Source organism: Gluconobacter sp. DsW_058 (assembly GCF_002153615.1).
GTDB lineage: Bacteria > Pseudomonadota > Alphaproteobacteria > Acetobacterales > Acetobacteraceae > Gluconobacter > Gluconobacter cerinus.
In genome coordinates, this window is sequence record NZ_JOPH01000004.1 from 1 (window position 1) to 22,991 (window position 22,991).

The window sequence follows — 22,991 nt, forward strand, 5'->3', positions numbered from 1 at the left end:
CTCTTCCTCGAAAGATTGAGTGCGAGCGCGTAGTCATCCACCGGGAGCCCCCCCCGATCTGCTCAAAACGCAGATCAAAAGTGACCCAAAGAACCGTCAATCAAATCGCCAAAAGCCAGAAATTACCGGCCAAGCACATCAATCAACGGTTCTTCGATCCCTCCACCTTGAGATTGACGGTTTGATCCGTTTTTCCAAAATAGGTCCGGCGTTCTGAATGACCAATTTCCACCAGTTCCGCACCACATTCCGAAATCATGGTCGGAGAAATTTCTCCGGTCCAAGCGCCCTCGTCCTGCCAGTGCATGTTCTGTGCACCTACTGCCACACGGCTTCCTGAGAGCCTGTCACAGACATCCTTTAGAGACGTAAATGGTGGGATGACAAACGGCTGGATAGCTGCCGGGAAAGACATCCGTGCAAGCTCGTTCGCGGCCGCGACAGATGCCGCAGGCCCCTTGTTCATCTTCCAGCTTGTACCAACCCAGATAGCGTCACGCTCCATCGTCCATCTCCGATTTGAGCACCCGATTAGTAACAACTATAATGTTATAAATAACTTCATCAATGAGGATTTCGTCACAAAAAGACTGTTACCACTGGGATTCAGAATGATGTTTTACGGATATGGCAAAGGCCGTTAATACATAATTATCTGATATAATTGGGTATTATGCGTGATAAACGACGCCGATTGCTCCACGGATTTTCATCACATAAATAAGTGATAAATGTTACTTTTTATGTGATGTCTATGTGGGGTTACGGGTCAGAAGACGTATTCATCACCTACTTACGCAGCCAGATTTTGGCTTAAAAACGATCAACACAGAATGAGGCAATTCACCCTCTCTTTCGAGAACAGGACAAACCGTGTGATCGGGATCGCGTGACACGCGCACCGTGAGGTAGAGGCTTTTGAGCAAAAAAAACCGGCGGGACAAAGCCCGCCGTTTCTCAATTCATTTTATTTATCTGCAATCAGGGCTGCACAACCCGAAGCACAAAGCCCGTCAATTCACTGACAGTCTCTGCTTCCGTCCGGTCAGCTCCCAAGCGCAGCTCCGGAGATAATGGAGCTTCGTAAGGCGCTGAAACACCCGTAAACTGTGGAATTTTTCCCGAACGTGCCGCAGCATAAAGCCCTTTGGGGTCACGCTGTTCGCAGGTTTCCAGAGGAGTATCCACAAAAATCTCGTGGAAGCCCTCACCTACAATCTGGCGCGCCAGATCACGGTCTGCCTGAAGGGGCGAGACCAGCGCGACAACGACAGCCTGGCCGCTCTCAGACAGAATTTTTGCGACATGCGCCGCACGACGAATGTTCTCGCGACGGTCTTCCGGCGAGAAGCCCAGATCGCTGCACAGTCCGGCCCGTAACGTATCTCCATCCAGAACGGTGGCTTTCACACCCTGTCCCGCCAGAGACACTTCTGCGGCACGAGCCACAGTGCTTTTGCCGGAGCCTGGGAGGCCCGTCAGCCAGAACACGCCACTCTTATGACCACGCGTCTGAGCTTGCTGGACAGCAGAGATACGGCTGGCCGTCGGGTGGATCGCATGAACACCGTCTTCGAGTTCAGCAGGACCAATCAGCGGTGCGCCGCCAACAATCCGCTGATGACGATCGACCAGAACGCCACGTCCATCGCCCATTCCCGGAGAGAACGGGTCAAACAACACGGCGTGAGAAGCAGCGAGCGTGATTTCAGCAAATCCGTCCGGCGGGACCTCATCGCCCTGACGCAATGTCAGGTCATCCAGATCGACAACCGCATCAATGGACGCCACCGTCACATCATGCTCTGCTGTCGTCAGACGAAGCGTAAAGCTTTCCCCAACACGAAGAGGCTCACCACGCAACCAGAACAGACGCGTGCGAATACGGGCAGAACGCTCTGGTGCTGACGCTTTATCATCTGCCGGGAACAGCAGGTCCCCACGATCCGGCACGAGATCCGGCTCCAGGCGCAGCGCAATGGATTCACCCGCACCAGCAACCGGCAGTTCCGGCGCATGCCAGCGGCAGACTTCTGCAACCGTTGCGATCTGGCCCTGAGCACCAATTGCCAGACGATCGCCCGCACGGACAGTGCCACGCTCGATCCGGCCGGCGACGTAACGCACGCCATCAAAGCGATAAACGTCCTGCACCGGCATCCGGAACGGTAGAGACAGACGGGACGTCGGAGGCGGCACATTGGCCAGAGCCTCAATCAGCGTCGGCCCCTTGTACCAGGCAGATCGCTCGGAACGGCTGGCAATATTGTCACCATCACGCGCAGACGCTGGAACAACAGCCTCAACCTCAATTTCCAGACGGCCAAGCAGCTGACGCACATCAGACTCAGCCTGAACGATCTTGGCCTCGTCGAAGCCCAGAACGTCGGACTTGTTAAGCAGCACAATGACGTGCCGGATCCCGATCAGACGCAGCAGCATGGCATGACGCCGCGTCTGCTCCTGCGCCCCCTCCTGAGCATCCACAACCAGAACGGCGGCCTCGGCATCGGCGGCACCCGTAATCATGTTGCGCAGGAACTGGCGATGGCCCGGCGCATCTACAATCACGAACTCACGGGAGCCCAGACGGAACGGAATACGCGTGGAATCAACCGTCACGCCCTGATCGCGCTCGATCTGAAGGGAGTCGAGCAGGAAGCTCCACTCCACCGTCAGACCACGCTTGCGGCTGCTCTCAACGATCTGCGCCAGCTTGCCGTCCTGAAGGCTGTCCGTATCGTAAAGCAGACGTCCAATCAGGGTGGATTTACCGTGATCGACGTGCCCGACGATCACGATCGGCGTGGCGGCCGCGCGATACGCCCCAGAGAGTTCCTGGGTTGCGATAATGTCACCCATCTTACAGATACCCCGCCACGCGCAGACGCTCGAATGCGTCTTCTGATTCATGATCCATGGCACGCCCGGCGCGCTCGGATGTCTTGCTGCTTTCCAGCTCGGCAATCACCTCGGCTACGGTCGTGGCATTGCTCTCGATCGGGCTTGTGATGTCCTGGTCACCCAGAGAGCGATAACGCTTACCGTCCTTGGCAAAATACAGATCCACGAGGGGGATGCCTTCGCGTTCGATGTACCGCCAGATGTCGATTTCCCGCCATGCCAGCAACGGATGCACGCGAATATGCATGCCGTCCTCATACGGCGTGGCGTACTGGTCCCAGAATTCGGGCGGCTGATTGCGAACATCCCAGCGATGACCGGCGCCACGCGGGCTGAACACGCGCTCCTTGGCACGTGTGGCCTGCTCGTCACGGCGAATACCAGCAATCACGCCACGCAGCTTGTGCTTGTCGATCATTGCCGCCAGACCCGCCGTCTTGCGCGCTGCGGAACGTGCAGCGGGCGGCAGGGACGGATCGATTTCTTCGACTGGCGGGCAGTACCCCAAAAGGAGATCCAGATCCCACTTCTTGGTGTATTCATCCCGAAAGGCGTACATTTCCGGGAATTTCTTCTCGGTATCCACATGCATGACCGGGAACGGCACGCGCCCCATGAACGCCTTGCGCGCCAGCCAGACCATGACGTTGCTGTCCTTCCCGAGGGACCACAGCAGAGAGAGGGGCTTCAGTTTCCGATAGGCTTCACGCAGGATGAAAATGCTCTGAGCTTCGAGCTGGTCAAGATCATCCATGACGCGCGGTTCCGCCAGGGTTTGTGTCCGCGTCATTGTCCGCTCCATGTTCATGCCGGCCGATGAATGCCGCATTCTGTCTTGGTCAGACCGGCCCAACGACCTGCCCGCCCGTCTTCTCCGTCTCCCACCGGCCGTGTGCAAGGCGCACAACCAATCGAAGTGTATCCTTTTGAAACCAGAGGATGCCGCGGCAGGTTCCGACGACGCATCTCTGCCTCAATTTTCTCCATGCCCCACCCCGCAAGCGGGTTGAGCTTCACGGTGCCATCCGGCTGTGGTTCCACAATGGGAAGAGCCGCCCGTGTTGAGGCCTGACTGCGCTTACGCCCGGTCAGCCAGACATCAAATTCCGGAAGCACCAGCTCCAAAGGTTCCACTTTACGCAGGGCGCAGCAGGCATCCGGATCGAATGCCGCGAGCTGATCCTGTGGATCTCTGTTCTCAAGTTCCCGAGCCAAGGGAGAAATAGTCCGGACGTCCTGAAGGCCGAGCGCATCGGAAAGCTCATCACGGTAGGAGAGCGTTTCCGGGAAATGGCGCCGTGTATCCAGAAAGAAAACCGGCACAGACGGGTCTATCCGGGCAATCTCATCCAGAAGAATGGCCGACTCAGCTCCAAATGAGGAAATAACAGCGACGCGGCCTTTCAGGCTCACGAGCGCCTCCTCAAGTGCGTGACTCTCCGGCGTATCCAAAAGATGTTGAAGTTCGGATTGTGAGAGAGGCATTTACTGCACCCATATCCCTGTTCACACGCGCCAGAATCACGACGTGAAGGAGACATAGGCGCGCTTCACCTATTATTCAACTATTTTATTTTGTATAACCATATTAAATGGTTTAATTGAGTATTTCTCATCGATTAAAGTGCAGTAGAATTTTTGGCCTGATTTACCAATTAATGGTCAAATTTCCCGCAAATGACTTACCCCACAAACGGTATCATTCCTGAAAATCCCTACACCACAAAATCTGGCACACTTCATGCATGAACCCAGGTATGAAACTGCGTTCATCCTTTTTTGGTCAGGGCCTTCCGCGCTTCCTTGTCGGCCAGACCGTGCAGCCGCAGGTGGTGGCGGAACTGATAATAGGTCAGCCCCAGAAGATCTGCGGCCTGCCGCTGGCTGAACTGCGCCTCCTTGAGGGCCGCTTCCAGCAACGCACGTTCATGACCTTTAACTGTCTCAGCAAAATCCAGCGGGAAGGTTTGGGGAGCGTTTCCCTGAACATGACCTTCCCCGTTCGAGGCTGGAGCCATAACGCTGCTCCAGTCAGGCGTGACAAACGGATCAAGCACAATCTCATCCAGACGGCGCTCAGGCTGATCCATACGATACACGCTGCGCTCCACCACATTCCGAAGTTCGCGGACGTTGCCCGGCCAGTCGTAGTCAATCAGGCGCTGCAAAGCCTTCTGGGAAAACCCGGCAAAAAGCTTTCGGCCAAGCTCCGCGCTCATCCGCGTCGCAAAATGGTCGGCCAGCAGGGGAATATCGTCCTGCCGGGCTCGCAGAGGCGGGACATTGACCACATCGAATGCCAGTCGGTCGAGCAGGTCCGGGCGGAATGTTCCGTCCCGCGCCATGGCCGGAAGATCCGCGTTGGTGGCACCAATCAAACGCACATCCACGCGAATTGTCTCACTGCCGCCAACGCGTTCGAAGCTGCCGTACTCGATAACGCGGAGCAGTTTTTCCTGAACGGCAAGGGAGGCCGTGCCAATTTCATCCAGAAACAGCGTTCCGCCATCTGCGCGCTCGAACCGCGACAAACGCCGCTTCTGCGCACCCGTAAACGCGCCAGCCTCATGTCCGAACAACTCGCTGTCCAACAGCGCCTCCGGAAGAGCCGCGCAGTTCAGCTTGACCAAAGGTGCGTCCCAACGATCCGACAGCAACGCAAGCCGCGCCGCAACCAGTTCCTTGCCGGTCCCACGTTCTCCGATCACCAGAACGGGGCGCTTCAGAGGAGCAAGACGGGAGATCTGGTCCAGCATCGCCAAAAATGCCGGAGCCCGCCCGATGGGTGTCGGAACCTCGTCCGCTTGGGTGGATCTCGCCATTTCTGAGCCTCGTTCGCCACTTCAGATTGTCACAACCATAACATCCCCAAAACGAGCCCGCTGACAAGACAGGTCATTGTGCTCTAATCCAGTTCTCAGGAAGGAAAGCGTCATGGGTATTTTTTCTCGGCTCGCCGACATCGTGAACTCCAATCTCAATGCGATTCTCGCCACGGCAGAAGATCCGCAGAAGATGATCCGCCTTGTCATTCAAGAGATGGAAGACACGCTCGTTGAAGTGCGTAGTCAGGCCGTCCGCACCATCGCAGAACGCAAGCAGCTCGAACGCCGCGTGCGCACCATGATGCATGAAGAAGACGAATGGCACCGTAAGGCCACACTGGCCATCGAACGCAACCGGGACGATCTGGCCAAGGCGGCGCTCTCAGCACGTCACACGGTCGAACAGTCCCGCGAAGGGCTGGAACGCCAGATTGCACAGGTCACGGAAGGTCTTGAGCAGCAAAACGACGACATCACGAAGCTTCAGGCCAAACTGGCGGATGCGAAATCCCGTGAGAAAACCCTGACCATGCGTGCCCGCACGGCAGAAGGCCGCCTCAAGACACGTGAAAAGCTCTACAATACCCGCATTGATGACACGCTGAACCGTTTCGAACAGGTCGAGCGCGCTCTGGATGAACTGGAAGGCAAAGCCGAGGCCTATGATCTGGGACGTCGGTCTGGTCGCCCCTCCCTGCACGAAGAGTTGGCCGCTCTGGAGACGGATGCGGCTGTAGAAGATGAGTTCGAGACTCTGAAACGCCGGATTGCAGAAAAGAAGCGCGAAGCCTGATGACTGCTGCAAGAAAGTCTGAGTCATGAATGAGGATATCGTCGCTCTTGTCCTGCTTTTTGGCTTTATCCCGGCGCTCGTCCTAGGCCCGCGCCTGCTGCGTGCCCGGACGGGCAACCTTCCTAATCAGGGCATCGCAGACCCACATCTGCAGGCTGCCCTGACACAGGCCGAGGCCCATGCTACGCGTCTGGAAGAAAGGATCGACCAGCTCGAACGCATCCTCGACGAGGATATCCCGGGCTGGAGAGCTAGGAGTTCACGATGACATCCCGCACCGCCCTGCGCATGCTGCTGCTGTCCATGCTGACAGGGGCAGTTTCTGCCTACCCGGCTCAGGCCGCGCGCGTCACCATGTCCGGATCTGATCTGGATATGGCGATTCCCTGCACAGGTCAGGTGCGGATCGTCGTAGACCCAGGCATGAAAGACGGCGCTACTTTAGACAGCAGCAATGCAACGCAGGTGACGATGCGCAGTGGCAAGGAAGAGTCGGACAGCCGCATCTCCATCGCCACGAAAAGTTGCGCGCCCAATGGTAAGGTCACGATCAGTGTGTCGCCTTATACTGGCGTCTCGATCCATGACAGCCATGACACGCATTTCATCATCAAAGGAAAACTGGCGTCCCTTGATGCCAGCCTCGACTCCGCGACGATGGATATCGAGAATACGCAGTCCCTTGATCTGAGCATGCATGGTGCCTCCAGCGTGCATATCGGCTCTCTCGAACGGGCAGCCCAGATTGTGGCTTCCGGCACATCAACGCTGATCGCCGACTCTGCACAACTGACCGCTCTATCTGCACAACTATCGAACGATGCCTCTTTCATGGTTTCACAGGGTAGTATCGAAGCCCTGACGATCGTGACGTCAGACAATGCGACCGCCACCGTTCATGGCAACGCTTCCGTTGCAACGGTGACAGCCAATGGCACAGGCGCCGTCAATATCGAGCGCGTCTCCGGCCCGATCGTTCGGTCTGGCAGTGGCGCGGTAAATGTCGGAACTCCGGCGGCAGTTGCTCCGCCGCCGACTGTCGTGACACCGGCCGCACCACCCGTTACGGCGACGCTGCCAGTCGCTCCTCCGCCCGTTTCCAAAGCTTCGGTACCGGCTCCTCAGCCGCCGGCTTCCACAGAAACGTCTCCCCAGATCAGCCAGCCTACTGTTCCGGCTCCATCAACATCTGCACCACCAATATCAGTGCCTCAGAAACCAGCCCAGCCGGAACAGGAAGCCGTTCAACCTCCTGTTGTCGCGGCACCACCCCCGGCTGCCGTCGCACCAAGTACTCCCACCCCGACGCAGCAGACACCCTCAGTCAGTGTCCCCACGGCGCCGTCGGAGGCTCCTCAGAAGCTGCCACAGCCTCCCCTGCCGGACACTGTGGCACCGCCGCCTGCTCCTTCGACGCCAACAGCTCCGGTCATGCCGCCTCAGGGCAATACACCAAAACAGGGAGGCTGATGATGAAGACATCCCACGATCTGGTACGTTTTGCAGGGAGCATCCTCGGCCTCCTGCTTGCTACAGGAACGATCAGCCCGGCTCTTTCTCAGGACGCAGCCCCTGCCATTCCTGCTCCCCCGGCGCCACCGGCGCCACCAGCGTTTCCAACTCCAGACAGTGTAAGCTCCGTCACGGGAGCTACGCTGGAACTGGCACCGACCTGCCTGACAGATCTTCATGTTGTTGAGGGTAATACAGCGAAGGTTCTTCAGGGCAATGGCAACCTGACAGCCGCCGGGGACAAGACACTCAAACTTGCTCTGAGTGACCCGTCCTGCAGCACCGAAGTCAGCTCGACAATTCAGGTTCCAGCCGGGACGAATATCCATCTCCGCGGCAACAAGACCGACATCACTGTTACTGGACTATCCGGCCATCTTAGTGGCTTTTCCGGAAGCGGTGACGTACGCGTCAACAGCGCAACGGGCGTGGATCTGCGGATGACCGGATCCGGCAATGTTTCCATTGCTACGGTGACAGGCGATGTACACGTTCTCAATTTCTCAAGCGGAGACCTGCTTGTCGGGCTCGTAACAGCACCTCGTGCTGAGCTGTCCGCGACATCGTCAGGCAACATGCTGCTCAGGAGTGGCTCAGTAGAGAACCTCTCCATTCGGGATCTCGGCTCGTCCGACATCACAGCACATGTCAGTGCCATCTCAGCCAGTCTGTCACTTTATGGCTCCGGGAACGTTCTGGTCGATAGTGTTTCAGGAACAATATCCCGCAGCCACTATGGCTCGGGAGACCTGACAGTTCATACCACAGGCCCCGGCGTGCATGTCACCGCAGCCGCACCGATTGATGGGCAGGCGATCACGAAAGATATTTTGGCCAGCCTTGGTCAGTCCGTGAATTTCGATTCCGGCACGCAGCAAGGCTGGGAGGCTCTTGGCTCTTTCGGCAAACATAGCAGTGGTCACCATCTGGGCGGTCTGCGTCTTGTTCTGATCGTGGTCTGCGTCTGGCTGGTCCTGCGTCACGCCAGACGTTATCGCAAACGGACCGGGGAGTCCTTTTTTGGTGCTCTCTGGGCGGATATTGCTGAAGGCCTCTCCGCTTTCACGCGAAACTGGCAAACACGCATGGCTGACCGTCGAATGGGAGGACAATCATCTGCAGGTGACGCCCCCCATGTCTATTACACACGCCGTGCTGTGGATCTGTATGAAGAGGTTATTCACACAGCCAGGGATCAGAGCGCGCGTCATAAACAACGCCACGCCCCGGAGACGACATCTTTCAGTTCAAACCATACTCTGGTGCGCCTGAACGACCGCCTGGCTCGTATGGAGCCAAGGTTGGCGCGCATGGAACAGTTCGTAACCTCCCCGGATTTCGCGCTGGAGCGCCAGTTCCGGGACCTGGAACGCTCCGCCTGAGCAAGACAGACTTTGACGTAGCCGGGCGCGCAGGGTAGGGGCTGAAGGGTGAATGCCGTTCTTGATCCCATAGCGGCCCTTGGCCGTGCCGTCCTCGGACTCGTCCGCCAGTCGGGTGCTCTCGCCATGTTTGCGCTGGAAGGGCTGTCGCATCTCGTGCGGCCACCGTTCTACTGGCGCATCTTCCTGTCCACGCTGATCGAAACGGGATTCTTCTCCCTTCCGGTTGTGGCCCTGACAGCCCTGTTCTCCGGAGCCGTCATCGCTTTGCAGTCCTATGTCGGGTTTGGGCAGTATCACGTCCAGAGCGCTATCGCCGGGATTGTGGTTCTGGCTGTCACCCGCGAACTGGGGCCGGTTCTGGCAGGACTGATGGTTGCCGGGCGTGTCGGTGCCGCAATGTCCGCCCAGATCGGCACCATGCGCGTCACCGATCAGATCGATGCCCTGACGACACTTTCGACCAACCCGATGAAATATCTGGTGACGCCACGTCTTCTGGCGGGAACCATCGCCCTGCCCTGTCTCGTCATCGTGGCGGACGTTCTGGGTGTTCTTGGCGGTTTCACCGTATCAGTCGCAAAACTTGGCTTTTCACCATCCACCTACATCACGGCCACGCTGGATTCGCTGAAGACCATGGATGTGGTGGTCGGTTTGGTTAAAGCGGCAGCTTTCGGCTTTCTCATTGCTCTTCTGGGTTGCTACCACGGCTATAACAGTCGGGGCGGTGCGGAAGGCGTGGGTTCAGCCACCACAGCGGCCGTCGTGGGCGCCTCCATTCTGCTTCTGCTGTTTGATTACCTCCTCACAGATCTGTTCTTCTCCCAATGAGCACACCCAAAATCCGCATCCGCGGCCTTTCGAAGGCGTTCGGCTCCAAGGTCGTGCTCGACGGGATCGACCTTGATGTCGAGACCGGCACCTCCATGGTCATCATTGGTGGCTCCGGCTCAGGAAAATCCGTTCTTTTGCGGTGTATCCTCGGCCTGATCGAGCCCGATGCCGGCACTATCGAAATTGACGGCGAAAACGTTCTCACAGCTCCGCGCGGGCGGCAGGAAATCCTGCGTCGACAGATTGGCATGCTGTTCCAGAACGCCGCCCTGTTCGACAGCATGAGTGTCGCGGACAACATCGCCTTCGGGCTTCGGGCCAAGCACTCAGACCGTGACGGCCCAGTTCCGTCCCGATCCAAGGCGCGTGAACTGGCAGGCGGAATCCTCCAGCAAGTTGGATTGGACCCCTCCGTTGGGCAGCTCAGCCCGTCTGAACTGTCAGGCGGCATGCAGAAGCGCGTCGGACTGGCTCGCGCCATTGCCGGACAGCCCAACATCCTGTTCTTCGACGAACCGACCACAGGCCTTGATCCCATCATGGGGGCCGTCATTGACGGACTTATCGTGGATTGTGTTCAAAAGCTGGGCTCAACGGCGATCGCCATTACGCATGACATGGCTTCAGCGCAGCGGATCGGCAATCAGGCTGCCATGCTTTACCAGGGCAAACTGGTCTGGCAGGGGCTGGCGGCAGACCTGATGAACTCAGGCAATGCAATGGTGGACCAGTTCACGCATGGACGCCGAGAAGGACCGATCACCATGGAACTTCGCAAATGAAGCCGTTCCGACGCCCTCCCATTTCCCGCAGAGTCTGGCAGCGTCTTGGTCTGACGTATCTCATCGCGCTGCCGATGGTGTTCATTCTGTTCATGCACCCGCCCAAAAGCCAGAATATCCTTATTCAGGCACTGATCCTGCTTATGATCGTGACGGCTGCCCGCATCATGGCACGCATCATCATCCGCACAGACGATTAACGCCTTCTCTGACTGGATCATAACAGGAACGCTCCCTATATCGGGAGCATCCAGAGTCCATGTGAAGAGAGATTCCCTTGGCCAAGAAACCAACCGCACGCTTTGTCTGCCAGTCCTGTGGGGCTGTCTATTCCAAATGGGTGGGCAAATGCGAAGCTTGCGGGGAATGGAACACGCTGGTTGAGGAAACTTCAGAACCCACAGCCCGCAAAACGGGCAAGCTGAGCACCGGGCGTCTTCAAACCGTTCGTCTTGATGGCGAGGCCAAGCCGCCCCCACGCATCACGACAAGCATCGCAGAGCTGGACCGCGTTCTTGGCGGCGGTCTTGTACCTGCATCCGTTGTTCTGGTTGGCGGTGATCCAGGTATTGGTAAATCCACCCTGATGCTCCAGACAACCTGTGCGCTAGCTCGGAGTGGTCACAAGGTTCTGTATGTCTCGGGCGAAGAATCCGTCGATCAGATCCGCATTCGCGCGCAGAGACTGGAGCTGGACCGGGACAGCAATACACTGGATTCCCTGGATCTGGCAGCTTCCATCAATGTCGGAGACATCGTGGGATCGCTGGAAAACGATCGGTCCCATACTGTCGTGGTCATTGATTCCATTCAGACCATGTGGCTGGAAAGCGTGGAAAGCTCTCCAGGGTCCGTGGCGCAGGTCCGGGCCAGCGCATTCGAACTCATCCGCCTGGCCAAAACACTCGGCTTCGCCCTGATCCTGATCGGTCACGTTACGAAAGAAGGGTCTCTGGCAGGGCCGCGTGTGCTGGAACACATGGTTGATGCTGTCATGTATTTTGAAGGTGATCGCGGTCATCAGTTCCGCATCCTGCGTGCAGCCAAAAACCGCTTTGGCGCAACCGACGAAATCGGCGTCTTTGCCATGACTGATACGGGGCTGACGGAGGTGCCCAATCCTTCCGCCCTGTTCCTCGCCGAGAGACGCGGCAACATTGCTGGATCGGCTGTGTTTGCCGGCCTCGAAGGCACACGGCCCGTTCTTTTGGAAGTTCAGGCCCTGCTATCCCCCAAGGCAGGAGACGGGGCGCCACGTCGCGCCGTTGTCGGATGGGATACGTCTCGCCTTAACATGCTGCTGGCCGTGCTGGATGCGAGATGCGGTTTGAAACTCGCGAACATGGACGTTCACCTGAACGTGGCTGGTGGGTTAAGGGTCAATGAACCCGCCGCAGACATGGCCGTTGCCGCAGCTCTGATCTCCGCAGCGACAGGTCAGCCTGCATCTTCAACCGCTGCTTATTTTGGGGAAGTAGGCCTTTCCGGCGAAATCCGACAGGTCAGCCAGGCTGATCTTCGGCTTAAGGAGGTTGCGAAGCTGGGATTTGTTGAGGCTATTCTTCCCAGAAGGGTTTCCGCTGCTTCGGCTCGCGTCAAGCCGCCCACAGGCCTCAAATTACGCGAGATAGGGCACCTTACAGATCTCGTAGGTCTTTTCACCGAGACCAGTGCAGGCTGAATAAATCCTGCTGGCACATAGAAAATAAATCGTTAATTAACGATTTATTTGCGACATATTATTTCCTTCTCTGTCTAAGCTTTACGAACCATGACGGCCTGATTCTTTTCAGACTACTGAACGTCCATTGAATGTTCTGTTGTCGGGTGCTGTCCCTTCGAAAGCGAGTATTGAGATGGCGAGCCAGCAGACATCCTCCTCAACACCACTTCCTTCAGGAAATGGCCCCGTTATGACCGTAAGCTCAGGCCAGGTGGTCAACGGTGGCACCATTTCTCCTGATGCAACACAGGTTGTTTCAGGAGGAACGGCAAATGGCATGCTGCTTCAGGGCAGCTCGGCTTTTTCCGCTGGCAGCACTGGCGCCGGCATGACAACCCAATTTGCTCGGCAGGATATTATTGCTGGTGGCGCAGCAGTCTCCACAATTGTGAAAGACATCGCCATCCAAACCGTCCTGAACGGGGGAGTAGCGTCAGGGACGGTCTTGACCGGATATCTTCTACCCTATGCGCTGCAGAACACGAGTTCTTTTCAGGTCATCGAAAGCGGTGGCATTGCTATCGATACTGTTTTTTCTGGAAAAACCGGAGAGGCGCAGCGTTATACAGGCCTCACCCAGTCCTTTAGCTACATCAAGACATTCCAGACTGTCGAAAGTGGCGGCACAGTCTCGGGCAACCGGATCGGATTTGGCGGAGCATCCACAATTGAGGCTGGAGGCAGCTCTGTCGACGCGACCCTTTCTGGCTTCTCCAGTAGCTGGAACGGGTGGAATTTTCAGACGGGGCAAGGTGTAAATGTGACGTCCCACGTCTACGCTACTCTGGATGTTTCAGGCTACGCAGACAAAACGTCCGTTTACAACGAAGCGATCATGACAGTCGGTGGTACGGCCGATCATACCACCGTCTTTTCTGGCGGAAGCCTCACCGCACTAAACGGCGCCACGTTGTCGCACCTCACAGTCAGCAGTGGTGGCACCGTGAGCCTCGGCGCCAGCACAGTTCTGACAGATCCGCTCACAATAGAGCGAGGGGGTGGAATTGTTTTTTCGGATATTGCTTCGACAAACGGGTTAAGCGCAGTTTTTGTTTCTGCTCCGTCGATCCAGAATGTCACAAGCGGCGCGACGGTTCAGGCGTCTTCTGAAACCGCAACACCAGCGGTTTTTCTGGACGTCATGTCCAGTGGAACCGTTGTGAAAGAAATTGCTGTCACAAGTGCTTTCTCATCTCCGATCTATTTTCGGAATGCTCCTTCGGCCGGCGGGACAGAAATGCTTTACGGTACCCCCTGCTATTGCCCGGGAACGCTAATTCAGACTCCTCGGGGAGAGCGGCCAGTAGAAGATCTGGTTATTGGTGATCTGATTTTAACAGCATCAGGGGATGCCCGTCCTATTCGGTGGATCGGACGTCGCGCCTATGACCCACTTTTTGCCTACGGCAATCGGGACGTCTTACCGATCCTGTTTCACAAGGGGTCCTTGGGAAATAACCTTCCAAAGCGGGACCTGACTGTTTCTCCGCTACACGCCATGCTGATCAACGGCTATCTCATTCCTGCCCTGCATCTGGTCAATGATCATTCCATTCTTCAGATTCAGAAACCGGAGACGATCCGATATATTCACATCGAGCTCGACAGCCATGACATTCTGCTTGCGGAAGGCGCACCCTCAGAAAGCTTTCTGGATGACAGATCCCGAGGGATGTTCCACAACGCACATGAATATGAAGCCCTGTATCCTGATGCTCCGCGACAGCATCTCATATACTGCGCGCCACGTCTCGAAGATGGGCCTGAACTCGCCCAAATTCACAGCCGCTTGAAAGAGCATGCAAAATGTCTCTTTCCGAATGAAGCAGCCTGATCTGCAAGGATAAGTCTTCCCTGTGCCACAGTTTCTGGCTGGTTATATCGATATTTGTAACCATGATCGCATTGCTGGGTGGGCGGTTGATCTGAAAAATCCAGATCGACCTGTCCGCCTGCGCATTTTCCAAAACGGCCAGTTGGTTCAAGAGATTGCGGCTACAACATTTCGCGCAGACCTGAGAAACGTAGCCCGAGACGGATGCTGTGCTTTTGACTGGGCCTGGCACGAGCCGCCACCGCATGAAGGGTGCCTGATAGACGTTCGTGACAGCCTGCAGGATCGTGCTTTTCAGGGTTCTCCTTTTTATATTGAGCCGCAGCCCAGCCGTCTTGTCGGAACGATAGACATCGCGGACCGTCTACATATTGCAGGCTGGATCATGGATGAGCTGAATCCAGACAGAACTGTCTGGCTGACAGCCGTAACTGATGGCGTACAAACTGTGCGTTTTCCTGCAAACCAGTTTCGCCGAGACCTGAGGGACGCTGGTCTGAATTCCGGCCGATACGGTTTTGACTATGTATTTGACGCCGCGCTGGATCCGCAACAAGACCACGTTATTCAACTATTCCATGGTCAGGAGCGGTTTGGTGAGCCCTGTCACCTTCCGACCGCCGAGCATCTGGATAAACCTCTCAAGCATTATTTCAGCGCACTGCTTCAAGGATTGAATACCCCAGCGGCGAGATCGGAGGCTCTGACGTTCCTGACAAAAGCGGCGGAGACCCTGCGACAGCAGACTGGGTCGGATATTGCCAGTATTGATGATCGTGCCTTTGCTTACCGGGCCAACCGACGCCACGACGATGTCACATCCGTCATGCCCTGCGCCCTTTTTGTGGATGACCGCGTTCCCGACCCTACCGTGGATGCTGGATCCGTAGCACTGCTGTCTCATATTCGTGCGACACAGGCGATTGGGTATAATTGCTGCTTCATACCGTCCCGTCAGGCACCTTCAGAGCAGGATTATCTCCGCCTTGCCTCGCTGGGCATCGACTGCCTGATGCCACCAGTCTTCACTGGCCCGGAAGAAGCTCTCAAACGCCTCGGACCAGGGCTGGATGTTATCTACCTTCACCGGTTAAATAATGCTGAAAGCTATTCCGCCTTATCCCGCGCCTTCGCCCCAACAGCTACACTGATCTGGAGCGTTGCAGATCTTGCTTCCTTTCGCCTACGCCGCCAAGCTGAAGTAGAAAATCGACCTGAACTTGCGCGAACAGCAACGCGTATTGAAGTGCGGGAAAACATGTGTGCCTGGTTGGCAGATAGCGTCCTGACCCATTCTGCAATCGAAGCCGAACGTCTTGAGCGCATGGTGCCTACAGCAAATATTCACGTTGTCCCTTGGGCGGTTCCCGTCAAAACCCGCTCCCGGCGACGCCAGGACAAGCCCGTCATTGCGTTTGTCGCTCACTTTGCCCATGCCCCAAACACAGACGCTGCAAAATGGCTCATTCTGGACATTCTGCCGCGCCTTAAAAACCGCATTCCCAATCTTGTTTGTCGCCTGATCGGGAGCGCCATGCCGCACGCAGTTCATATGCTTGCAGACGAAGACATAGAAGTTACAGGGCACGTCTCCAACCTTGAAGATACCCTGTCCGACGTATCGCTTTGTGTCGCTCCGCTCCGTTATGGTGCAGGAATCAAGGGCAAGGTTTTGGATGCATGGTCTGTTGGGCTGCCGATTGTCATGACGTCCGTCGCAGCGGAGGGGCTCGTAGATGCGTCCAGCCCGATATGGGCAAAATCCATCGCTGACAGTGCGGAAGATTTTGCGGAAAAAACAGCTGCTCTTCTGGTACCATCTGCGGCAAAGGCTCAGATAGCGGCCGCAAGGAAGCTACTGAAAGAGCGTTTTTCCGAGAAGGCTATACAAGCCAGTCTGGAAGACATTCTTCCGCCCGTGATGATCGAGACGCCCCCATTGCCAGAGGACAGGTCAGAACCCGTCCTGAACTAACAGTTTTCTAGAACCTGAATGTCACGTTTGACTGCGCATAGCTGCCACTTTGCGCGCCCGCTTTGCGCAAACTCTGTGACGCCATGAACCGCGCTCCATAGATCTGCCAGGTCAGATGATGGTTGATCTGAAGCGTCAACGACGCCTGCGGTACGACGCCCACATATCCTCCCCGATAAGCATGAGCGAATGTGTATGGGCCAGATGAACTCCAGATCGCACCGTTTGCGTTTTCCCGCCACATAAACGGTGCCTTCAGACGCAGGGACGCAAATCCTTTCCAGGGTGTGATGCTGATAACCGGAGACAGGCTCACTAGATTGGACGGTGAAATATAGGTCGTCGTATCCAGATAATTGGTCTGTGGATTAAACGGCGCCATGTAAGTGCGCACCGTTCCGTTCTGACCATCCGACCCACCGGAATAAATATCTGCCTGCACACCCAAGAAGGGATGCAAGGGAGAAGGTGTATGCCTGTAACCTATGATCGTGTTGACGGCCCACGCACGAACGCTGCTTTTCCGCTCTGTCCCAGCGTATTGGAATGTTCCGTTCTGGTAGAGTGCCCCCACCGAGTATTCGACGGAGGCAGATGTTCCATACCAGCGAAATCCCAGATTACCGCGGGAGGATGTCCCTTTAAGAACGCGCGCTGCTGTCGGAACCGCAGACAGACCGCTGCTGTATCTGTAGCGGATATAAAACAGGTCCAGAAACGAGTGAACGCGCTCGCCACCAACGGAAAATGCTGGAACGATCATCGTGGTGTTTCCACCATAAAGGCGCGTCCCATAATCCTCGGTGTTGTGGAACATGAGAGGACTGTCTGTTTTCGTCTGAACGAAATCGTATGCGTCCACTCGGATCCGGGGCCAGAGGGCGTAAAACCGGCCACCATTCCAGGACAGTGGAACGTTTGGAGTTTCACGATTGTACAACATGTAGGACGGAGCATCGAGGAACTGCTGGCGTCCAAACATAAAACCTGTCTGTGCCCCGGCGACTTTGCTCTTCAGTTCGACGAAACCCTGTTGCAGGTCCAGCCTCTTGCGATATGTCGACCCATACCCGAACCCCTTCCAACCGCCTGCATCCGCATTGATGAGCTGACCGAAAAAACGCACGTGCTCACCCAGATGCAAGTCTGCCCCGATCAGATTTCGGATGCCGAAGCGGCCTGACTGGGCTTTTCCACTGCTCCCCAGAAATGGCGCTTCCTCATACCAGTTTCGTAACCGCGATTCTCCCGACAGGGTCAGCCAGATCGTGCGACTATTGTTCAAGGCGATGAATTTGAGTGGATCAAAAAAGTCCGTGCGCTGGCTTTTGTCTCGCAGGTAGCTCCAGTCCTCCGCCCAGGCCGCTGCACCGTAGCGACCCACGGGGCCAAACCCCGCCGCTTCGCCGTTTCCGTAGTTGAAATCACCCCACGGCCCCTGATGACCATTCGGTGCACGGTTCTGCTTGGCAGTGATTCGGCGTGGCTGGCCGACCACGCCGGCATGAGGATAATCTTGGATCATCGGTCGCTCGGTGGAAGGAACCTTGATCCACTCCTCCTCTGTCGGAGGGGACTCAATCGGACTGGCTTTCAAAGGAACGGTCTGGGCACCTGCGTGATGACCCAGGTTGACCATCAACAGAAGCACTCCGGCAATGAGGCTTCTTTCATGACGGAAAGAGACGACAGAAAGAAGCATCGAGAACCATGAATTTGACATGAAGAGGCAACGAAAACGAGTGAGTCTCACATTACACATTATGTAAAGAGAGATTTTATTTATAACTTTTTTATTTAGTTGTTTATAGATCCGGGCGAGAGATGGCCATCTGGCCACGTGTCAGGTCTCGCAGGTATTCCGTGATCATGTCTGCCTCTTCAACAGGCACAGCGACCGTCAACCACGCACCCTCTGCATCAAAGTCACACAGTGTCTTTTCTGCACACCACCCCGGCAGTTTGGCTTCAACCTGCGCATAAACTGAGAAGGGACAATGAAACCGCAGGGGCAGGGTTTCGATCCGCTCGATTTTTGCCGCCTCTCGCAGACAGGCCGCAGCCGCACCGCCATATGCCCGGACGAGCCCACCGGCCCCCAACTTTACACCACCGAACCACCGGGTGACGACCACCATCACATTGTCGAAATCCTGCCCCTCAATGGCAGAAAGGATCGGGCGCCCTGCTGTTCCGGAGGGTTCTCCATCATCGCTGGCACGGTATCTTTGACCCGTCCGGAAGGCCCAGCAATTATGAGTCGCGTCCGGGACAGCAACCTCAGCAAAGAACGCCAGTGCTGCGGCTTCATCTGCAACAGGGGCCGCGCGCGCAAGGAAAGTGCTGCCCTTGATCACACTTTCATGTTCAGCCAAGCCATCGAGAGTCCACGTCATGGCTTCCATTGTGCCCCATGATGGCGGAAATGTCAGGTTGGGGTAGGGAAATGCTGCCCGTTCTGTTAAGGGTAGGCCCCATGTTTTCGGATCTGATCGGCCGGCTGAATGCCGCCTGTGCACGTCGTGCGCCACTGGTGGTGGTTCTGTTTGCGCTCCTCTGTGCGGGATGTGTCGCACTGAGTATCACGCGCCTCAGTGTGACAACTGATACCGGCAAGATGTTTGCCAGCGACTTGCCGTGGAAACAGCGGACGGACGAGATGAACCGTCTCTTCCCGCAAGATGACAATCAGCTCGTTGCCATCATCGACAGCCGCATTCCGGAACAGGGTCGGGCCACGGCACGGGCGCTTGCTGCGGAGCTCAGCAAAGACCACGAGCACTTTGAGCTGGTTAGCCTCCCCGGCGACAACCCCTTCTACAACAGTCACGGCTTCCTGTTTCTGGACAAGAAGGACCTCGAACCCCTTCTAGATTCCATTGTCTCCGCTCAGCCCTTCCTTGGGACCCTGGCAGCAGATCCTTCTGCCCGAGGTCTATTCGGCGCTCTTGGCCTGATCGGAGACGGCATCCAAGCGGGGCAAGGCATTCCCAGCGGCTTCAATGGTGCTCTGGATGGCTTTGCGGACTCTTTGACCAAAGCTGCAGCTGGTCACCCTCAGGATTTGTCCTGGCAAAATCTTCTCGTTGGTCGTCTGGCCGAACTGGGTAGCCGTTACGAATTTGTCGTCACGAAACCCAAGCTGGATTACAGCTCTCTTCAGCCTGGCGAAGGCGCCACGACGGCGATGCGCAAGGCAATCGATAACCTTGAGTTCGTAAAATCCGGTCAGGCCACGGGCAGCATTACTGGTGAGGTCAAACTGAACGACGAAGAGTTCTCGACCGTTGCGCACGGCATGGTGCTTGGTCTGGTCGTTTCGCTGGTTCTGGTCGCACTCTGGCTGATTCTGGCCGTGCATTCGATCCGTGTCATTGTCCCCATTCTGCTGACACTGATTTCAGGCCTTCTGCTGACGACCGGCTTTGCTGCGCTTAGCGTGAAGGAACTGAATCTCATCTCGGTGGCGTTCGCGATCCTGTTCGTGGGCATTGCTGTGGATTTTGCCATTCAGTACAGCGTCCGCTTCCGGGGACAGCGCAACGAAGATGGCTCCATGCCGTCTCTACATGACGCCCTTGTTCTTACCGGACAGGAAAGCGGTGTCCAGATTTTGGTCGCGTCGCTTGCAACGGCTGCGGGCTTTCTGGCCTTTACCCCGACAAGCTTCATCGGCGTTGCTCAATTAGGCCTGATTGCTGGCTTCGGGATGCTGATTGCCTTCCTGTGCACCATGACACTGCTCCCGGCCCTGCTGACGCTCTTCCGGGCAAAGCTTGGGAAAGGGGAACCGGGCTTTACGTTCATGGCGCCAGTCGATCACATGCTGCGTCACAAGCGCAGAAAGGTCGTGGGCGTGTTCGCACTTCTCGGGGTCGTGGGCGTTGCCCTGATGCCATTGCTGAAGTTCGATGCAGATCCTCTTCACACGAAGAACCCAAATACAGAGGGCATGCACGCTCTCCACCTTCTGGAAGATAACCCTCTTACCACACCATATTTTGCTCAGCTTCTGGTCCCGAATGTTCAGGATGCGGCAAAGAACGCAGCGGCTTTCTCCAAGCTGTCGAGCGTCCATGATGTGCTGTGGCTGGGAGCGCTCGTCCCGGACGATCAGACCGACAAACTGGCTATGATCGAGGATACGGCTTCCATTCTTCTCCCGACGATTACTGTTCAGACCCCCTCGCCTGCACCAGACGCAGCGGCCATTCGTGCATCCGCACTCGCAGCGGCAGCCAAACTGGACAGCGTGAAAGATCAGCTTCCTGCACCACTTGAAAAAATCCGCCAAGCACTCAACACGCTCTCGACAGCCCCGGACGCAACACTGGTCAATGCCAGCCATGCCCTGACACGCTTTTTGCCGGATCAGCTCTCCATGCTCCGCACGGCGCTTCAGCCGAAGCCCATCACTATCGACAATATCCCAGATGACATCCGGAAGGATTATGCACTGCCTGATGGTCGCCAGCGCCTGACGATCCATCCCAAGGGACAGATTTCCGAGACGCCCGTCATGCACCGGTTTGTGTCCCAGTTGCGTTCGGTCAATCCGGATATCAGTGGGCCGGCCATGGAGATCACCGAAAGCGCGAACACCATCGTCCATGCCTTCACGATTGCTGCCATTTCAGCTCTGATCATGATCGGCATCATTCTTCTGGTGGTGCTTCGCCGCATTCTGGATGCAGCTCTTGTTATGGCGCCGCTCCTGCTGTCGGCTCTCCTGACTGTCATCCTGATTGTCACGGTTCCAGAGACACTGAATTACGCCAACATCATTGCTCTTCCCCTGCTTCTCGGGGTTGGCGTGTCTTTCAATATCTATTTCGTGATGAACTGGCGCGAAGGCATCAAGGGGCCGCTAACCTCTCCGACCGCGCGCGCTGTTCTATTTTCTGCCCTGACGACAGCAACGGCCTTTGGATCGCTGGCAACATCCGCTCATCCGGGCACTGCAAGTATGGGCCGTCTGCTTCTGATGTCTTTGGGCTGCACACTGATCTGCACACTCTTCTTCGTACCGGCGCTTCTCCCGAAACGTCCGATCGACGACGCCTGAACTGACATAGTTCGTCACTAATGTGAACGGCTGACCGCAACCGTTCTTTAACTCACAGGTTGAGACCTTCATAACCATGAAGGATCTCTCCGTGAGTGCAGACCATTCAGGACTTCCGCGAGGTATCGACCATGTCGGTGTGACCGTACCCGACATCAACCTTGCCATCCGCTTTCTAGAAACCGCACTGGGTGCTGTTGCGCTATACCGCAACGTTACCCACACCCAACCCCAACAGGGTCTGCAGACAGAGAAGATACTCGGGCTGCCAACTGGCAGTGTGGTCTGGGAGATGTGTATGATGTCTCTGGGGCATGGACCTGGGCTCGAACTCTTTGAAATTCATGGCCCGGATCAGAGACCTGCCGTCCGCGCCTGTGACTTCGGCGTGCAGCACTTTGCCGTCTATGTTGACGATATCCATGCGGCCTGCACCCGCTTCACCAAAGCGGGTGGCGAGCTTCTGACAGAGCCACAGGGGCAGCCTTCTCTCGAAGCTGGCCCTGGTAACATGTTCTGCTACGGCCGTGCGCCGTGGGGCATGATTATCGAGCTTCTGTCCACACCCTCACGCAGCCGCTTTGACGATATCGCCCCAAAGCCTCGCTATCAGCCCCCAGCACGACATGAGGAACAATAAGCCATGCGCCCTATCTCTCTGCTTTTTGCTTTCGCTCTTGGCGTTACCGCATTTTGTCACGCGGCTGAAGCTGCAGATCCTGCACCTCCCACAGCATATTATTGGCACAACTGGACGGACCATAATGGCGTCAGCCATATGACGCGCTGTCCGTTTCACAATTACATTCTGAAAACCATGTCCAAGCCGGCAGGCCCGCAATGGCAGGACCGCCTCAAGAGCGGAGAGGCTCAGATCATCTCCACCGTGCAACCCCCACATTGGGATGGAAGCTGGCACCCTGACCCGAAAGTCCAGTGGATCATTCCCCTCAAAGGCACATGGTACGTCACCGCAATGGACGGAACACGTGTCGAGATGGGACCGGGGGATGTTTCCTTGGGTGAAGACCAAATGAGCCGTAAGGACTCACAAGGTCACATCGGGCATTTTGCAGGAAATGTCGGCGATGATGCTGTGACACTCATGGTCATTCAGACTAATGAACAGCCGACCACAGATCAGCCATGCCGGTTCAAATAAAACCTCCTACCAACTGTACTGTCTTTTCCCATTCGCTCGGTATTGAATTTTTCTCAATCGTCACTTTTAAAAAATGAAAGGAAAATACCGTAGACAAAATCGATTTTTTTAAAATGTTCTGTATCCGATAACAGATAAGACCCATTTTCGTTAAATACATAATTTGAAATAAATGTGTTGTAATGGACACACCAAGA

At 56.2% G+C, this 22,991-nt stretch carries 20 protein-coding genes; 13 read left to right on the top strand and 7 right to left on the bottom strand.

What is annotated here, in order from left to right; all coding sequences use genetic code 11:
* Window positions 1-142: 142 nt before the first annotated feature.
* The 5 genes from HK24_RS02835 to pspF form a co-directional block, all read right to left on the bottom strand.
* Complete coding sequence (locus HK24_RS02835; protein WP_233126061.1) at window positions 143-505, bottom strand: triose-phosphate isomerase; 363 nt, start codon at window positions 503-505, stop codon at window positions 143-145.
* A gap of 476 nt (window positions 506-981) precedes the next feature.
* Entirely contained in the window at window positions 982-2,862 is a 1,881-nt protein-coding gene (gene cysC, locus HK24_RS02840; RefSeq protein WP_086633240.1) for an adenylyl-sulfate kinase, read from the bottom strand.
* Window position 2,863: 1 nt separating this feature from the next.
* Complete coding sequence (gene cysD, locus HK24_RS02845) at window positions 2,864-3,658, bottom strand: sulfate adenylyltransferase subunit CysD (RefSeq protein WP_064275312.1); 795 nt, start codon at window positions 3,656-3,658, stop codon at window positions 2,864-2,866.
* Window positions 3,659-3,708: 50 nt separating this feature from the next.
* Window positions 3,709-4,389, bottom strand: coding sequence for a phosphoadenylyl-sulfate reductase (locus HK24_RS02850; RefSeq protein WP_064275243.1), 681 nt, complete (start codon window positions 4,387-4,389; stop codon window positions 3,709-3,711).
* A 284-nt stretch (window positions 4,390-4,673) separates the two neighbouring features.
* Window positions 4,674-5,726, bottom strand: coding sequence for a phage shock protein operon transcriptional activator (gene pspF, locus HK24_RS02855; RefSeq protein WP_086633241.1), 1,053 nt, complete (start codon window positions 5,724-5,726; stop codon window positions 4,674-4,676).
* Between the two features lie 112 nt (window positions 5,727-5,838).
* Between pspF and pspA the strand changes: the two genes are divergently transcribed.
* The 10 genes from pspA (at window position 5,839) to HK24_RS02905 (ending at window position 16,567) form a co-directional block, all read left to right on the top strand.
* On the top strand, window positions 5,839-6,522 hold the full coding sequence (gene pspA, locus HK24_RS02860; protein WP_086633242.1) for a phage shock protein PspA: 684 nt from the start codon (window positions 5,839-5,841) through the stop codon (window positions 6,520-6,522).
* A gap of 25 nt (window positions 6,523-6,547) precedes the next feature.
* Window positions 6,548-6,790 carry an envelope stress response membrane protein PspB gene (gene pspB, locus HK24_RS02865; protein ID WP_143412284.1) on the top strand — a complete coding sequence of 81 codons (243 nt, stop codon included), beginning with the start codon at window positions 6,548-6,550 and terminating at the stop codon, window positions 6,788-6,790.
* On the top strand, window positions 6,787-7,992 hold the full coding sequence (locus HK24_RS13775) for a hypothetical protein (RefSeq protein ID WP_086633243.1): 1,206 nt from the start codon (window positions 6,787-6,789) through the stop codon (window positions 7,990-7,992). Before pspB ends, HK24_RS13775 begins: the two co-directional genes overlap by 4 nt.
* Window positions 7,992-9,416, top strand: a complete 1,425-nt coding sequence (locus HK24_RS02875) for a GIN domain-containing protein (RefSeq protein WP_233126063.1) — start codon at window positions 7,992-7,994, stop codon at window positions 9,414-9,416. The genes HK24_RS13775 and HK24_RS02875 overlap by 1 nt, the downstream gene beginning before the upstream one ends.
* Before the next feature lie 48 nt (window positions 9,417-9,464).
* A complete protein-coding gene (locus tag HK24_RS02880) occupies window positions 9,465-10,250 on the top strand; it encodes an ABC transporter permease (RefSeq protein WP_046900490.1) in 786 nt (261 codons plus the stop codon).
* Window positions 10,247-11,035, top strand: coding sequence for an ABC transporter ATP-binding protein (locus tag HK24_RS02885; RefSeq protein ID WP_064275241.1), 789 nt, complete (start codon window positions 10,247-10,249; stop codon window positions 11,033-11,035). Before HK24_RS02880 ends, HK24_RS02885 begins: the two co-directional genes overlap by 4 nt.
* On the top strand, window positions 11,032-11,235 hold the full coding sequence (locus HK24_RS02890; RefSeq protein WP_064275240.1) for a hypothetical protein: 204 nt from the start codon (window positions 11,032-11,034) through the stop codon (window positions 11,233-11,235). Before HK24_RS02885 ends, HK24_RS02890 begins: the two co-directional genes overlap by 4 nt.
* Before the next feature lie 77 nt (window positions 11,236-11,312).
* Entirely contained in the window at window positions 11,313-12,716 is a 1,404-nt protein-coding gene (radA, locus tag HK24_RS02895; RefSeq protein ID WP_086633244.1) for a DNA repair protein RadA, read from the top strand.
* Window positions 12,717-12,948: 232 nt separating this feature from the next.
* A complete protein-coding gene (locus HK24_RS02900) occupies window positions 12,949-14,592 on the top strand; it encodes a Hint domain-containing protein (RefSeq protein ID WP_233126078.1) in 1,644 nt (547 codons plus the stop codon).
* Window positions 14,593-14,614: 22 nt separating this feature from the next.
* A complete protein-coding gene (locus HK24_RS02905; RefSeq protein WP_086633245.1) occupies window positions 14,615-16,567 on the top strand; it encodes a glycosyltransferase family 4 protein in 1,953 nt (650 codons plus the stop codon).
* 7 nt (window positions 16,568-16,574) lie between these two features.
* On the opposite strand, the gene HK24_RS02910 is transcribed toward HK24_RS02905, so the two are convergent.
* Both HK24_RS02910 and HK24_RS02915 read right to left on the bottom strand, forming a co-directional pair.
* Window positions 16,575-18,206 (bottom strand): alginate export family protein, encoded by a 1,632-nt coding sequence (locus tag HK24_RS02910; protein ID WP_233126086.1) that lies wholly within the window; start codon window positions 18,204-18,206, stop codon window positions 16,575-16,577.
* Between the two features lie 166 nt (window positions 18,207-18,372).
* On the bottom strand, window positions 18,373-18,972 hold the full coding sequence (locus HK24_RS02915; RefSeq protein WP_086633247.1) for a YigZ family protein: 600 nt from the start codon (window positions 18,970-18,972) through the stop codon (window positions 18,373-18,375).
* Between the two features lie 71 nt (window positions 18,973-19,043).
* On the opposite strand from HK24_RS02915, the gene HK24_RS02920 reads away from it, so the two are divergent.
* The 3 genes from HK24_RS02920 (at window position 19,044) to HK24_RS02930 (ending at window position 22,794) form a co-directional block, all read left to right on the top strand.
* A complete protein-coding gene (locus HK24_RS02920; protein WP_086633248.1) occupies window positions 19,044-21,632 on the top strand; it encodes an MMPL family transporter in 2,589 nt (862 codons plus the stop codon).
* A gap of 76 nt (window positions 21,633-21,708) precedes the next feature.
* Window positions 21,709-22,272 (top strand): VOC family protein, encoded by a 564-nt coding sequence (locus HK24_RS02925; RefSeq protein WP_086633249.1) that lies wholly within the window; start codon window positions 21,709-21,711, stop codon window positions 22,270-22,272.
* Between the two features lie 3 nt (window positions 22,273-22,275).
* Entirely contained in the window at window positions 22,276-22,794 is a 519-nt protein-coding gene (locus HK24_RS02930; RefSeq protein ID WP_086633250.1) for a cupin, read from the top strand.
* Window positions 22,795-22,991: the final 197 nt, after the last annotated feature.

What these genes read in the sequence shown, in the direction of transcription:
- HK24_RS02835 (WP_233126061.1), bottom strand. Translation starts at nt 505, where the DNA reads ATGGAGCGTGACGCTATCTGGGTTGGTACAAGCTGGAAGATGAACAAG.
- cysC (WP_086633240.1), bottom strand. Translation starts at nt 2,862, where the DNA reads ATGGGTGACATTATCGCAACCCAGGAACTCTCTGGGGCGTATCGCGCG.
- cysD (WP_064275312.1), bottom strand. Translation starts at nt 3,658, where the DNA reads ATGGATGATCTTGACCAGCTCGAAGCTCAGAGCATTTTCATCCTGCGT.
- HK24_RS02850 (WP_064275243.1), bottom strand. Translation starts at nt 4,389, where the DNA reads ATGCCTCTCTCACAATCCGAACTTCAACATCTTTTGGATACGCCGGAG.
- pspF (WP_086633241.1), bottom strand. Translation starts at nt 5,726, where the DNA reads ATGGCGAGATCCACCCAAGCGGACGAGGTTCCGACACCCATCGGGCGG.
- pspA (WP_086633242.1), top strand. Translation starts at nt 5,839, where the DNA reads ATGGGTATTTTTTCTCGGCTCGCCGACATCGTGAACTCCAATCTCAAT.
- pspB (WP_143412284.1), top strand. Translation starts at nt 6,548, where the DNA reads ATGAATGAGGATATCGTCGCTCTTGTCCTGCTTTTTGGCTTTATCCCG.
- HK24_RS13775 (WP_086633243.1), top strand. Translation starts at nt 6,787, where the DNA reads ATGACATCCCGCACCGCCCTGCGCATGCTGCTGCTGTCCATGCTGACA.
- HK24_RS02875 (WP_233126063.1), top strand. Translation starts at nt 7,992, where the DNA reads ATGATGAAGACATCCCACGATCTGGTACGTTTTGCAGGGAGCATCCTC.
- HK24_RS02885 (WP_064275241.1), top strand. Translation starts at nt 10,247, where the DNA reads ATGAGCACACCCAAAATCCGCATCCGCGGCCTTTCGAAGGCGTTCGGC.
- HK24_RS02890 (WP_064275240.1), top strand. Translation starts at nt 11,032, where the DNA reads ATGAAGCCGTTCCGACGCCCTCCCATTTCCCGCAGAGTCTGGCAGCGT.
- HK24_RS02900 (WP_233126078.1), top strand. Translation starts at nt 12,949, where the DNA reads ATGACCGTAAGCTCAGGCCAGGTGGTCAACGGTGGCACCATTTCTCCT.
- HK24_RS02910 (WP_233126086.1), bottom strand. Translation starts at nt 18,206, where the DNA reads ATGGTCAACCTGGGTCATCACGCAGGTGCCCAGACCGTTCCTTTGAAA.
- HK24_RS02915 (WP_086633247.1), bottom strand. Translation starts at nt 18,972, where the DNA reads ATGGAAGCCATGACGTGGACTCTCGATGGCTTGGCTGAACATGAAAGT.
- HK24_RS02920 (WP_086633248.1), top strand. Translation starts at nt 19,044, where the DNA reads ATGTTTTCGGATCTGATCGGCCGGCTGAATGCCGCCTGTGCACGTCGT.
- HK24_RS02925 (WP_086633249.1), top strand. Translation starts at nt 21,709, where the DNA reads ATGAAGGATCTCTCCGTGAGTGCAGACCATTCAGGACTTCCGCGAGGT.
- HK24_RS02930 (WP_086633250.1), top strand. Translation starts at nt 22,276, where the DNA reads ATGCGCCCTATCTCTCTGCTTTTTGCTTTCGCTCTTGGCGTTACCGCA.